This window comes from Proteus sp. G2675 (assembly GCF_963886535.1).
Taxonomy (GTDB): Bacteria; Pseudomonadota; Gammaproteobacteria; order Enterobacterales; family Enterobacteriaceae; genus Proteus; species Proteus mirabilis.
The window spans coordinates 95,122-109,172 of the sequence record NZ_CAWPCB010000054.1 but is presented as its reverse complement, the minus strand read 5'-3'; the positions used below and the strand labels follow the sequence as shown (position 1 = coordinate 109,172).

The following is a 14,051-nucleotide window of genomic DNA, read 5'->3' as shown; positions in this document are numbered from 1 at the left end:
GCAAATGCTTGAACCAAAATGATCCAAGCACCCGCCTGTATACTAACAGAAAATAGCCGTGTGTCTCTGTTTATTTTGCCAAAATAAAGCTAAAAAGATTTATTAAATCAATAGGTTATTTTGTTTTATAAGTGGGGTTTATAATGCGTTGTTTGATTTATGATCTATTTAAAAACGTCCGTGATATATATTGAACGCAAGTGATATGATTGTTTAAAGTAGGGTGCTTGTGAACACAAGGCGCAACAACGTTGGGCGAGAAATTGTGGGGGAAAATTCCCCCACAAAGCTATTTATCGCAAGATAAATTCGCTTGAACTAGGGTGTTAGCACTGCTGATATTAAAAGAGCACAATCTTTCATGTCTCAGTAGGGTAAAACACAAAACTGTAATACATACAGTAATCAGCCCAATAAGGGCAAGCTTAGTCATTTCTCTTGACACTCCTTGTTAAAGGAGACAGAATCAAGTTGTTTGGGACTTGAGACTGCCTCGAATTTTATGTAAATAGAATTCGGGGCTTTCGTCTTTTTGGTCCTTGCAAATGCTTGAACCAAAATGATCCAAGCACCCGCTTGTATACTAACAGAAAATAGCCGTGTGTCTCTGTTTATTTTGCTAAAATAAAGCTAAAAAGATTATTAAATCAATGAGTTATTTTGTTTTATAAATGGGGTTTATAATGCGTTCTTTGATTTATCAACCATTATAAAAAAACGCCAGTGATAATCTGGCGTTTTTATAATTTATTGAAGTGAATTCAATAATTAGGCATTTTCTTGTTGGCTTGCTTGAATTGCAGTTAATGCAACAGTGTAGACGATATCATCGACTAACGCGCCACGAGAAAGGTCGTTAACAGGTTTACGCATACCTTGTAACATTGGTCCAATGGAAACCAAGTCTGCTGAACGTTGTACTGCTTTATAGGTAGTGTTACCGGTGTTTAGATCAGGGAAGATAAACACAGTTGCTTTACCCGCAACAGGTGAGTTTGGTGCTTTAGATTTAGCAACGTCAGCCATTACAGCCGCATCATATTGTAAAGGACCATCAATAATCAGATCTGGACGTTTTTCTTGTGCTAAACGAGTTGCTTCTCGCACTTTTTCAACGTCACTGCCAGCACCTGAGTTACCTGTAGAGTAAGAGATCATCGCAACGCGTGGGTCGATACCAAACGCTTTTGCTGAGTCTGCAGATTGAATAGCGATTTCAGCCAGTTGTTCTGCGGTTGGATCTGGGTTAATTGCGCAGTCACCATAAACATAGACTTGTTCTGGTAATAGCATAAAGAACACAGAAGACACTAATGAGCTACCGGGTGCAGTTTTAATTAACTGTAGTGGTGGGCGAATAGTGTTAGCGGTTGTATGAACAGCGCCAGAAACAAGACCATCAACGACGCCTTTTTCTAACATTAAGGTACCGAGAACAACGTTATCTTCTAACTGTTCACGAGCAACAACTTCTGTCATACCTTTGTTTTTACGCAGTTCAACTAAGCGAGGTACATAAATTTCACGTACTTCTTTAGGATTGACGAGTTCAATACCTGTACCTAATTCAACACCTTGTGCTGCAGCAACACGACGAATTTCTTCAGGATCACCTAACAGTACACAGGTTGCGATACCACGTTCAGCACAAATAGACGCGGCTTTAACGGTACGAGGTTCATCACCTTCAGGTAATACGATGCGTTTTTTCGCCTTACGAGCTAATTCCGTTAATTGATAACGGAATGCTGGTGGTGATAAACGATTAGGACGTTCAGAGTTTGCTGTCAGTGAATCAATCCATTGGTTATTGATATGTTGAGCAACATAGTTCTGAATTTTTTCGATACGCTCATGGTCATCTGCTGGCACTTCTAAGCTAAAGCTTTGCAGATTTAATGAAGTCTGCCAAGTGTTTGAATTAACCATAAAGATAGGTAGACCAGTTTCAAATGCACGCTCACACAATTGTTTAATTGGTGCATCGATTTGGTAACCACCTGTGAGTAAGATAGCACCGATTTCAACGCCATTCATTGCAGCAAGACATGCTGAAACTAACACATCTGGGCGATCGGCAGAAGTGACAAGCAATGAACCTGGGCGGAAATGCTCTAACATATGTGGAATACTACGAGCACAGAAAGTCACAGACTTAATACGACGAGTTTCAATATCACCCTTATTGATGATAGTCGCATTTAAGTGTTTTGCCATATCTGTAGCACGAGTAGCGATTAAATCGAAGTTCCATGGAATGCAACCCAATAAAGGAAGTGGGCTATTTTTTTCGATGGTATTTAAATCGATATTAGAGATAATCGCTTTGCTTGAGTCATCAAAAATTTCTGATAAATCAGGGCGAGTACGACCTTGATCATCCACAGGGGCATTTAATTTATTAACAATCACACCTGTGATATTTTGATTTTTTACACCACCAAATTCAGCACGAGCAAATTCAATGCGCTCTTTTAACTGCTCAGCGGTGTTGTTGCCTAATGCAGTAACGAAAACAATTTCAGCACCTAATGTTTTGGCAATCTCATAGTTTAAAGATTGTGCAAAAGGGTGCTTACGCATTGGCACTAAGCCTTCAATCAGTACAACTTCTGCATCAGCAGTATTTTCGTGATATCTAGCAACAATTTCTTCCATCAGAACATCTTTTTTATTGGAGCTGAGTAATGACTCAACGTAATCCATATTTAAAGGTTCTGCGGATTGAATTGTGGAGTGAGAGCGGATAATCGCAGTGGTTTGATCTAATGCGCCTTTAACACGAGGCTGTGCGATAGGTTTGAATACACTAAGGCGAACGCCTTTTTGTTCCATAGAACGGATTACACCCAAGCTGACGCTGGTTAAACCTACACGTGTATCAGTTGGGACTAGCATAATTGTACGGGACACGGAAACCTCTTTAAATATCGGTTGCTCGTTATGTGAAACAGTACTGCCAGCATAACACTGGCAGTACATCAAAAAACTTAAGCGGTCAGGCGGCTAGCATCCTGAGCGATAACTAACTCTTCGTTAGTTGGGATAACAACAGCAAGACGGCTGTTATCGGTAGTGATGGTGCCTGATTTACCGAAACGTGCATCTAAGTTACGCTGATGATCAACTTCAAAACCTAATAGAGCGAGTTTTTTCAGTGATAATTCACGAACCATTGCTGCATTTTCACCGATACCACCAGTGAAGATAATGGCATCTAAACGACCTTCCATCAGTGCACAATAAGAACCGATGTATTTCGCTAAGCGATGGCAGTAAACGTCCATTGCACGTTTAGCATCAGCTTTTGTTTCGTAGTTATCTTCAACATAACGGCAGTCACTAGTAACTTCCGTTAAACCTAATAAACCAGATTCTTTAGTGAGCAGTTTATTAATATCTTCAACGCTCATACCTAAAGTGTCATGTAAATGGAACACGATAGCAGGATCGATATCACCACTACGAGTACCCATGACTAAACCTTCTAATGGTGTTAAACCCATAGAAGTATCAACACATTTACCGTTAACAATAGCAGAAACAGAACCACCATTACCTAAATGGCAAGTGATTACGTTCAGTTCATCAACAGGTTTATTTAACATTTTAGCTGCTTCACGGGAAACAAAGAAATGGCTAGTTCCGTGAGCACCGTAACGGCGGATGCTGTGATCTTTATATAAGCTGTATGGCAGAGCATACAGATAAGCTTCTTCTGGCATTGTTTGGTGGAATGCAGTGTCAAATACTGCCACCATTTTATTAATTAAATGAGGGAAGGCTTTACGCGCTTCTTCAATACCAATAAGGTGAGCTGGGTTATGTAATGGGGCAAATGGAATAGCCGCCTCAATACCTTTGATGACTTCGTCAGTAATGACGACAGATTTAGTAAATTTCTCGCCACCGTGAACAATACGATGACCAATTGCTGCGATTTGTTGTGAAAGTTCTGGTTTTTCAGCCAGAATAGTATTAACAATAAAGTTTAATGCTTCGCTGTGGGCAGCACCAGCGCCTAAAGCCGCTTCATGTTTCTGACCATCCATTTTCCACTTCAGGCGGGCTTCAGGAAGGTTGAAGCACTCAGCCAAGCCTGAAAGGAATTCTTCACCATTTTCTGGGTTAATAATTGCAAACTTAAGAGAAGAACTACCGCAGTTCAGTACCAGCACCAGCTTACTTGACATGGAATTACCTATTTATCTTGTTGTCGTAGTGTCTTTTATATTATAAAGACGATGGTTAATAAAACGTCACTCATAAAAGCCTATCGCATTACTATGATGACATTAATGATACGCATCATGCTTAGGGTAAAAAACTTGATGCTAATTATAGTTGCCAATCATCAATTGGACGATTTTTATTCACCCCAAAATTTTTGCCCGAAAATCGGCGAAAAGGGTTGAAAATCACGCCGGCAAACAAAATATAGCGCTTTATTGCCACAAACCTTTAGAATGAGCACAGGATACAGAGTAAAGGCAACAAAGACAAAATATACTTAATTCTACTAAAAGATTTTTATTCTTTATAGATGTTTTTTAAAAGTTATAGAAAAAATTGATTGAGGTCATTATGAACGAACCGACAGTGACTCCCCCAGGTTTCTTCAAAAAGTTACGCCTAGGGAACGAGTATCTAAAAACCTGGCCGGTTGAGAAGCAATTAGCCCCAGTTTTTCCTGAAAATAGAATGATAAAAGCAACGCGTTTTGGCATACGTTATATGCCTCCTATCGCTATTTTTACATTAACCTGGCAAATTGCATTAGGTGGCGATTTGGGGCCGGCGATCACTACTGCACTTTTTGCCTGTAGCCTGCCAATGCAAGGATTATGGTGGTTAGGAAAACGCGCTGCAACGCCATTACCCGCTGTGTTACTCAATTGGTTTTATGAAATTCGTGAAAAATTTGAGCAAGCGGGTATTGCATTAGCCCCAGTAGAAAAGACGCCAACCTATCTCTCATTAGCGCATTTGCTTAAACGTGCTTTTAAGCAACTTGATCGCTCTTTTCTTGATGATGTGTAGAACATTTGTTCTACCTTCTTCATGGGTTATTTAATGGATTAAAATTACCCCTGTTTAGATCAAAAAACGTGTTGTTAGCACTACTCAAGTGTTTTGATTAATGCCATGCTCTCTCCAATAATTTCTTTGGAGAATTAATGATGGAAATGACACACGCACAACGCTTGATCCTCTCTAATCAATATAAAATGATGACCATGATGGATCCTGATAACGCTGAACGTTATCGTCGCTATCAGACAATTATTGAACGTGGTTATGGATTACAATTACGTGAATTAGACCGCGATTTTGATGAGATGTCAGAAGAGACCTGCCGAACCATTATTAACATCATGGAAATGTACCATGCATTGCAAGTTTCTCGAGAAAATTTAAAATCACCAGAAATGCCGGATGCTCGTCGAGTGGCATTTATGGGTTTTGATGCAGCAACAGAATCTCGTTATCTTAGCTATGTACGCTTTATGGTCAATACTGAAGGGCGATATACGCATTTTGATAGTGGTAGTCATGGTTTTAACTCTCAAACGCCTATGTGGGAGAAATACCAAAGAATGCTGGCTGTTTGGTTAGCCTGTCCACGTCAATATCACCTAAGCAGTGTTGAGATCCAACAAATACTGAATGCGTAATTATTAACGCATCACGATAAGGTAGGCATAAAATATGACAATCACCTGTAAAGGCTTTCTTTTTGATTTAGATGGTACATTAGTTGATTCATTGCCTGTTGTTGAATACTGTTGGGCACTATTTGGTGAGCGAGTAGGGGTATCAACACAAGAAATTAATAACTATATCCATGGAAAGCCGGCCATTGAGTCGATTCGCCATTTTATGCCTAATGCTACGCAAGCACAGATTGAAGAGACTTTTCGTTGGCTAGAAAAGTTAGAAGCGACACAAACAGAAGGATTAGCCCCTCTTCCGGGGGCTATCGAACTCATTAATCGCTTAAACGACTTAGCGATCCCTTGGGCAATTGTCACCTCAGGCACAGTACCAATTGCCTCTACTCGTCAGTCAGTTACAGGTATTCCTGAGCCTAAACATTGGGTGACGGCAGAATGTATCACTCAAGGGAAACCCAACCCTGAGCCTTATCTTTTAGGGGCAAAAAAATTAGGCTTAGCTCCCAAAGAGTGTGTGGTTTTTGAAGATGCTGCTGCAGGTATTTATTCTGGTTTAGATGCCGGGTGTCAGGTTATTGCCGTACATGCTCCGATTTCCCTTCCTCGTCGTAATGAAATTGATTTAATCATTGATTCATTAAATGATTTACAAATTGACAAAGAAAATCAGCAAGTCGTTATTAAGCATAAATGTTAATCATTTATTTGATCATATAACGAGATTTATATTGGTAAAAATGGTCTACTTATCAATGCAGTGAATTGACGTATTAATCTGTTTTCACTTATTGCTGATCGAGGCCATTTTGAATAGCGAATTATTATGGGTTTTAAGCCTGCTATTGATAGCTATTGTCCTTTTTACGACCAACAAAATCCGCATGGATGTGGTCGCTTTACTTGTCATCGTCGCTTTTGTTCTTAGCGGCACTCTCTCATTAAATGAAGCCACGGTAGGATTTAGCGATCCGAACGTATTACTGATTGCGGCCCTTTTTGTTATTGGGGAAGGATTAGTAAGAACAGGTGTGGCATATCAAATGGGAGATTGGCTAGTACGAGTTGCGGGTAGTAGTGAAGTAAAAATGCTGGTGCTATTAATGATCTGTGTTGCAAGTTTAGGGGCTTTTATGAGCTCGACAGGGGTGGTGGCTATTTTTATTCCTGTGGTGCTCAGTGTGGCGGCACGGATGAAAACTTCTCCCAGTCGATTAATGATGCCTCTTGGCTTTGCGGGGTTAATTAGTGGTTTAATGACCCTAGTTGCGACACCGCCTAATATGGTGGTTAATAGTGAATTAGTTAGGGAAGGGCTACCCAGTTTTCAGTTTTTCTCTATTACCCCAATAGGGATCGCTGTATTAGTTGCGGGTGTGTTATATATGCTGGTGGTACGTCGTTGGTTAGGTTCAAGTGAAGGGGGTAAGCAAAAAGAGGTTTATCGTCGTACTTTTCGTGATCTTATCCGTGATTACCAATTAGCAGGGCGTGCACGTCGCTTAGCCATACGTAAAGGTTCACCACTGATTGGTCACTCTCTAGATGAATTACATTTACGCTCTCGCTATGGAGCAAACGTTGTCGGTATTGAACGCTGGAGGCGTTTTCGGCGTGTTATGGTCAGTGCGACGGGAGGCACTGAATTAAGAGAGCGAGATGTCCTATTAGTGGATATGTCAGCAAGTGAGGTAGATTTACGAGAGTTCTGTCGTGAACAAATGTTAGAGCCGATGGTGTTACGTGGAGAGTATTTTTCTGAGCAATCTCGTGATGTGGGATTAGCAGAAGTCTCTATGAACCCTGACTCAGAATTATTAGGAAAATCATTAAGAGAAATCAAATTCCGTACACGTTATGGGCTAAACGTTGTGGCTATTCGCCGTGAAGGGAGTGCTTTACCGGGGAAAATTGTTGATGAGCCATTACGTCTAGGAGATGTGTTACTGGTTATTGGTGATTGGAAATTAATTCGTATACTTTCGACAAAACCGCGTAATTTTATTGTATTAAATTTAGCGGCTGAAATTGATACTGTTGCACCGGCCTCATCGCAAGCACCACATGCACTTTTTTCATTAGCATTAATGGTTGCATTAATGGTGACCAATGAAGTACCTAACTTTATTGCCGCGTTAATTGCTTGCTTATTGATGGGAAAATTTCGCTGTATAGATATGGAAAGTGCTTATCGTTCTATTCATTGGCCAAGTATTATCTTGATTGTCGGGATGATGCCTTTTGCGGCTGCATTGCAAAAAACTGGGGGTATCGAGCTTATCGTTAATGGACTTATGGATGTAGCAGGGAATGCTGGGCCACAGGTTATGTTAGTCTGTTTATTTGTACTTTGTGCCACTATTGGTTTATTTATCTCTAATACGGCAACGGCGGTGTTAATGGCACCGATTGCAATAGCAGCGGCCCATCAAATGGATGTCTCTCCGTTACCTTTTGCAATGGTCATTGGTGTTGCTGCATCGGCGGCGTTTATGACACCTGTATCATCCCCAGTTAATACCCTGATCCTTGAGCCTGGTGGTTATAAATTTGCTGATTTTATTAAAATAGGGGTGCCTTTTACCATTATTGTGATGTTGATTAGCGTTTTCTTAATACCGCTATTATTCCCATTTTAATCGGTTATCTTTTGCAAAAACGCCGTTTAGTTTCATTTATTATAAACGGCGTTTTTACTACTTACTCACTGATCTCATCTAGCGATAAACTAAAGCCTGGTACAAACACTTTCATAAAATAGTCCATCTCAGGGCTATGTCTTTCTGCTAACGTTTTTTCTAAACGATTTTTGGCCAAATTAAATTCGCTATTACCCGCAGCTAACTCTTCAAGGCATTTTAAATAGGCACATAAACTATCAGCTTGTTTGACAATAAAAGTTTCTTCCTCACTATGTAATTGCTCATCGATAAGAGGGCGAAAATCTTCTTGTAACTCTTCGGGTAACATTTCAATCAATTTTTGCTGAGCATATTTTTCTATTTTTTTATATTCATGAGCAATTTGTGGATTGTGGTATTTAATAGGAGTTGGCATATCACCGGTGATAACCTCACTGGCATCATGATACATTGCTTGTAGTGCAATACGCTCGGCGTTGACATTGCCATCAAATTTACGATTTTTAATCACCGCTAATGCATGGGCAACAAAAGCCACTTGTAAACTATGCTCAGAGACATTTTCTTGGCGAATATTACGCATCAGAGGCCAGCGTGTAATTAGCTTTAAACGAGAAAGGTGGGCAAAAAAGTAACTCATAATATCTCCCAATAGCGTGATTGAAGAGATTATTGTGAGTGGATAGACACTAGATGTAAACGGTGATCAGTAAGAAAATAAAAAAACGCAATATAACCTCAGTGATATTGCGTTTTATCTTTATTAATAATAACTATTGATGGTAGCCGACAATAAAACGACCAAATTTTTGAATCGCCATCTCTAAATCATTCTCACGAGGGAGTGTCACAATACGGAAATGATCAGGGTGGGGCCAGTTAAATGCAGTACCTTGCACTAATAAGACTTTTTCTTGTAATAGTAAATCGAGGATCATTTTTTGGTCATCTTTAATACTATAACGATTTAAGTCTATTTTAGGGAACATATACAACGCTCCCATTGGTTTAACGCAAGAAACCCCTGGGATTTGATTGATAAGCTCCCATGCGCGGTTGCGTTGCTCGTATAAACGGCCTCCAGGTAGAATAAATTCACTGATACTTTGATAGCCACCCAATGCCGTTTGGATCGCGTGTTGCATCGGCACGTTGGCACATAAGCGCATAGATGCCAGCATATTTAAGCCTTCAATATAGCCTTTTGCTTGTTTTTTCGGGCCATTAAGTACCATCCAACCTTGGCGGAATCCTGCAACACGATAGGTTTTTGATAAACCGTTAAAGGTAACAGTTAATAAATCAGGTGCCATTGCGGCAATAGAGTGATGTTGGGCATCATCATAAAGAATTTTGTCATAAATTTCGTCGGCAAAAATAATCAAATTGTGTTGACGGGCAATTTCAACAATTTCCAGCAAAATCTCTTTGCTATATACCGCGCCGGTTGGATTGTTAGGGTTTATAATCACAATACCGCGCGTTCTGGGGGAGATTTTACGACGGATATCATCTAAATCAGGAAACCAACCTTGTTGCTCATCACACATGTAATGAACAGCATTACCCCCAGAAAGAGAAACCGCAGCGGTCCATAATGGGTAATCAGGCGCTGGAACTAGCATTTCATCGCCATCATTTAATAATGCTTGCATAGCTTGTACGATAAGCTCTGAAACACCGTTACCAATATAGATATCTTCAACAGTTACATCACGCATATCACGGGCTTGGTAATGTTGCATGATGGCTTTACGTGCTGAAAAAAGCCCTTTAGAGTCGCTATAGCCTTGAGAGCTAGGTAGGTTACGAATAACATCTACTAAGATTTCATCTGGCGCTTCAAAACCGAAAGGTGCTGGGTTACCAATATTGAGTTTTAATACTTTATTACCTTCTTCTTCCAGACGTTTTGCTTCTTGCAAAACCGGTCCTCGAATGTCATAACAAACATGGTCGAGTTTACTTGATTTTTTTATTTGATTCATAGCACGTTTACCTAATCGGGTATGACTTTATCTACATAGCGACATTTATATTTCTCATACACATCTCGGGAAGATATAAATGAAAAGGCTGTCCCAGCAAATTAACTGTTCTATCACTCTACTCTTACACTACAAACTTTTGAAGATGCTAGATAATTTTTGGTGTAAAAGGTCAGTTTATTCTAAAGAACTTATTTTGATGACTGAAAGTATCACTTAATCTGGTGGTATGTTCTTATTTTGAATAAAAATAAAAAATATTATGCTGGTGAAGGGAGGGTTTTTAGTGCGTTTTTTAACAATAACCAGATGTGAGAGGGACGTTGATAAGATGTTGCATAATCAATTATTGAATAATTTTATCGGATTTGTATTATCTTACTTAATATATTAAATTTTCAAATAATATGGTTAAATCTATTTTTATTCATATCAATCAAATAGTTTTTATATAAATTAAATTGAAATCTTAAATATATTTTATAAGGGTGGATACTTAAAATAGCATACACAGTTAAGGTAATTTAAATTATTTTAAAAATGTTAAAATTTATGTATTCCTAGAGAGCATTGTATGATCTACATCTAACTTGTAATGATGGTATACAGTTCTTTCTTGTAGATCCTTAGAATGATAATAAAATTTAATTTGTTACAAAAAAATGCAGTTGCTTGCGAACTAGGAGGTGTAAACGACAACAAACAAATGTAAAGTATTCAGTATGTCTTTGCTCTCTTTTTCAGAGTAAGGTACTGTCTGAATCGGAAGTCCAATTTAGACTTTTGATAAAAAACACCAGGTATATGTAATTTAAAAATCAAAAATAAGTGAAGAATAAACAATGATTAATGCAAATCGTCCGATAATGAATCTCGACCTCGATCTGCTTAGAACGTTTGTTGCTGTAGCAGATTTGAATACTTTTGCAGCCGCTGCAGCCGCTGTATGTCGAACTCAATCTGCAGTCAGTCAGCAGATGCAACGTTTAGAGCAATTAGTCGGCAGAGAACTCTTTGCCCGTCATGGTCGTAATAAACTGTTAACAGAGCATGGCTTACAATTATTAGGCTATGCACGTCAAATTCTCCGTGCTAATGATGATGCAACTGCTTCATTAACATATAGTGATGCTGAAGGTGAGTTACGTATTGGTGCATCTGATGATTCCGTCGATACACTACTACCATTTTTGTTAAATCGTATCGCATCAGTATATCCACGTTTAGCGGTTGATGTGCGTATTAAGCGTTCTCAATTTATTGAGACTATGCTTGATAACCACGAAATCGACTTAGCATTAACCACTGCACGTATTGGACATCATCCACGCACAGCGTTACGTACAGCGCCTGTTTTGTGGCATTGTGCCCCTGATTTCCAATTACAAATGAATGAGCCTATTCCTTTAGTGGTCATGGACGAAACTAACCCATTCCGTCAGTTGGCAACAAATACACTAGATGACGCAGGTATTCAATGGCGTATTGCGTATGAAGCGGCTTCTTTATCTGCGGTTCGTGCTGCTGTAAATGCCGAAGTGGGGATCACAGCTCGTCCATTAGAAATGCAAAATGCTGATTTACGTATATTAGGCGAAAGCGAAGGGTTACCTCGTTTGCCTGAGACTCAGTACTGGTTATATCGTAATTTTGATGAGCAAAACGAAGCTGTATTAACGGTATTCAATGCCATCGAAAATAAGAAAACGCCTTATACTGTCACTTCAGTTGAAGAAGCGCATTCTTTAGATTTAGAGTAAGGCGCAGAGTGATATTGTTATCATGATTATTTGGATAACCCATATTAACGGTTAAAAATAGTCAAACGAAACAATAAAGTGATATATCACAATCAACGGAAACAGGTGCTATAAACGCATTTGTTTCCGTTTTTTTATGCTTTATTTTTAAATAGTCACATTGGTTTAATATTTATAGAGATTAATGTATATCACAGTGTGATCCACCTCTCTTTTCCCGCTCAGTCGCTTTGTTAAAAAATTGTATGCAGGTGTGATGGGTTACACGCTTGTAGAAATTGTTAACAAATAAAAGGTTTGTCTAGGTTTTCAGGGAATAAATAGTCAAATGAAAACGGATATTTGACCTTCTCCACATTATTGGAAAGTTAATTTGTTAAAATTTGGATAAAATTTAAACTGATTATGTATTTTTTCGACTATTTTGTGAGTTTGATCAAAAAAATAAGGCACATTTGCCTATATAGAGTCAGGTTTTTCCTGAGATACTGGTGTAGTAAAATCGAATTATCGGTTAGACTAAGCGTGTTAGCAGAAAATTTGTAGGTTGACTGACACGTTTTAGCATTGGCCAGTAATTGGGTGTTAAAAATGAGTGTTAAATTTGTTAAGAAGCGACGGAAAACTGAGTGAGTTATCACAATGTTTTCCTTAAAAGAAGAAAGGTTTAAATAGATTGTTATCATTTATTTAATTAGCAAGTCTGTTGTTTTACCTTTTTTTTCGTATTAATAAATGTGGTGTAAACCGCCGGATAAGAGTTGGTTAATTGACACCACCTTTGATGAGTAAGCAATGAGTATGTCTACGACCACCGAAGTTATCGCCCACTATTGGGCATTTGCTGTCTTCTTAATAGGCGCATTGGGGTTATGTTCGCTCATGTTGCTGGGTGCCCGCTATTTAGGCGGCCGTGCACAAGCAAGGGCTAAACATGTTCCTTATGAATCTGGCCTTGATTCCGTTGGCAGCGCTCGTCTGCGCATGTCAGCTAAATTCTATTTAGTTGCCATGTTTTTCGTAATTTTCGATGTTGAAGCACTGTTTCTTTATGCTTGGGCCGTTTCCGTACGTGAAGTGGGCTGGTTAGGCTTTATTGAAGCAGCTGTCTTTATCGCAATTTTATTAGCTGGATTATTCTATTTGGTTCGTATTGGTGCATTAAATTGGACACCAGTTCGCTCTCGCCGTGAAACCGCGGGTAAAAGCCATGTCAGATTAACCAGCGGCAAACATCCGCAGCAGTAATAAGCGAGGCATTAAAAATGGATTATACGCTCACCCGCATAGATCCGAACGGTGAGAATGACCGTTATCCCCTGCAATCACAGGAAATTGTCAGTGACCCGTTAGATGCTCACGTTCATCGCAGCGTGTATATGGGAAAACTGGAACATGCGTTACATGACGTTGTGAACTGGGGCAGAAAAAACTCTTTATGGCCATATAATTTTGGTCTTTCCTGTTGTTACGTTGAAATGGTGACGTCATTTACTGCGGTCCATGACGTAGCGCGTTTTGGTTCTGAAGTATTACGAGCTTCCCCTCGTCAAGCTGACTTTATGGTGGTTGCAGGAACCTGCTTTACAAAGATGGCGCCCGTTATTCAGCGTTTATACGATCAGATGCTAGAGCCTAAGTGGGTTATTTCCATGGGAGCTTGCGCTAACTCTGGTGGTATGTATGACATCTATTCGGTAGTGCAAGGTGTCGATAAATTCATCCCTGTTGATGTGTATATCCCAGGATGCCCACCTCGTCCAGAAGCTTATATGCAAGCATTGATGTTATTACAAGAGTCCATTGGTAAAGAACGTCGCCCATTATCTTGGGTGGTGGGCGACCAAGGCGTTTACCGTGCCAATATGCAGTCAGAACGAGAAAGAAAACACGGTGAGCGGATCGCAGTAAAAAATCTGCGTACTCCAGACGAAATTTAAAGGCTTTTGCCTAAGACGTAACCAGAGCAATGTGTTGCGATCATAGTAA

The 14,051-nt window shown here is 39.5% G+C and carries 12 protein-coding genes; 7 read left to right on the top strand and 5 right to left on the bottom strand.

Features of this window, described 5'->3' with window-relative positions; all coding sequences use genetic code 11:
* Positions 1–289: 289 nt before the first annotated feature.
* The 3 genes from AACQ49_RS17855 to ackA all read right to left on the bottom strand — a co-directional run bounded on the left by AACQ49_RS17855 (position 290) and on the right by ackA (position 4,193).
* Positions 290–433 (bottom strand): Hok/Gef family protein, encoded by a 144-nt coding sequence (locus AACQ49_RS17855; protein ID WP_161779199.1) that lies wholly within the window; start codon positions 431–433, stop codon positions 290–292.
* A 335-nt stretch (positions 434–768) separates the two neighbouring features.
* Positions 769–2,913 (bottom strand): phosphate acetyltransferase, encoded by a 2,145-nt coding sequence (gene pta / locus AACQ49_RS17850; protein WP_036895280.1) that lies wholly within the window; start codon positions 2,911–2,913, stop codon positions 769–771.
* A gap of 77 nt (positions 2,914–2,990) precedes the next feature.
* The gene (gene ackA / locus AACQ49_RS17845; RefSeq protein WP_004243716.1) at positions 2,991–4,193 is read right to left on the bottom strand and encodes an acetate kinase; all 1,203 of its coding nucleotides are present in this window, start codon (positions 4,191–4,193) and stop codon (positions 2,991–2,993) included.
* A gap of 391 nt (positions 4,194–4,584) precedes the next feature.
* Here ackA and yfbV point away from each other — a divergent pair, with 391 nt between their 5' ends.
* The 4 genes from yfbV (at position 4,585) to AACQ49_RS17825 (ending at position 8,311) form a co-directional block, all read left to right on the top strand.
* Complete coding sequence (gene yfbV, locus AACQ49_RS17840; RefSeq protein ID WP_004243712.1) at positions 4,585–5,040, top strand: terminus macrodomain insulation protein YfbV; 456 nt, start codon at positions 4,585–4,587, stop codon at positions 5,038–5,040.
* 140 nt (positions 5,041–5,180) lie between these two features.
* Complete coding sequence (locus tag AACQ49_RS17835; RefSeq protein WP_023843594.1) at positions 5,181–5,675, top strand: YfbU family protein; 495 nt, start codon at positions 5,181–5,183, stop codon at positions 5,673–5,675.
* 34 nt (positions 5,676–5,709) lie between these two features.
* Entirely contained in the window at positions 5,710–6,372 is a 663-nt protein-coding gene (locus AACQ49_RS17830; protein ID WP_004243707.1) for a sugar phosphatase, read from the top strand.
* Between the two features lie 109 nt (positions 6,373–6,481).
* Positions 6,482–8,311, top strand: a complete 1,830-nt coding sequence (locus AACQ49_RS17825; protein ID WP_017627997.1) for an SLC13 family permease — start codon at positions 6,482–6,484, stop codon at positions 8,309–8,311.
* Between the two features lie 61 nt (positions 8,312–8,372).
* On the opposite strand, the gene yfbR is transcribed toward AACQ49_RS17825, so the two are convergent.
* Positions 8,373–8,954, bottom strand: coding sequence for a 5'-deoxynucleotidase (gene yfbR / locus AACQ49_RS17820; RefSeq protein WP_004243705.1), 582 nt, complete (start codon positions 8,952–8,954; stop codon positions 8,373–8,375).
* Between the two features lie 133 nt (positions 8,955–9,087).
* Positions 9,088–10,302 (bottom strand): pyridoxal phosphate-dependent aminotransferase, encoded by a 1,215-nt coding sequence (locus AACQ49_RS17815; protein ID WP_004243704.1) that lies wholly within the window; start codon positions 10,300–10,302, stop codon positions 9,088–9,090.
* Positions 10,303–11,144: 842 nt separating this feature from the next.
* Between AACQ49_RS17815 and hexA the strand changes: the two genes are divergently transcribed.
* The 3 genes from hexA to AACQ49_RS17800 all read left to right on the top strand — a co-directional run bounded on the left by hexA (position 11,145) and on the right by AACQ49_RS17800 (position 14,002).
* Positions 11,145–12,062, top strand: coding sequence for a transcriptional regulator HexA (gene hexA / locus AACQ49_RS17810; RefSeq protein ID WP_004243703.1), 918 nt, complete (start codon positions 11,145–11,147; stop codon positions 12,060–12,062).
* 795 nt (positions 12,063–12,857) lie between these two features.
* On the top strand, positions 12,858–13,310 hold the full coding sequence (locus AACQ49_RS17805) for an NADH-quinone oxidoreductase subunit A (protein ID WP_004243698.1): 453 nt from the start codon (positions 12,858–12,860) through the stop codon (positions 13,308–13,310).
* Positions 13,311–13,327: 17 nt separating this feature from the next.
* Positions 13,328–14,002 carry a NuoB/complex I 20 kDa subunit family protein gene (locus tag AACQ49_RS17800; protein ID WP_004243697.1) on the top strand — a complete coding sequence of 225 codons (675 nt, stop codon included), beginning with the start codon at positions 13,328–13,330 and terminating at the stop codon, positions 14,000–14,002.
* Positions 14,003–14,051 lie beyond the last annotated feature (49 nt).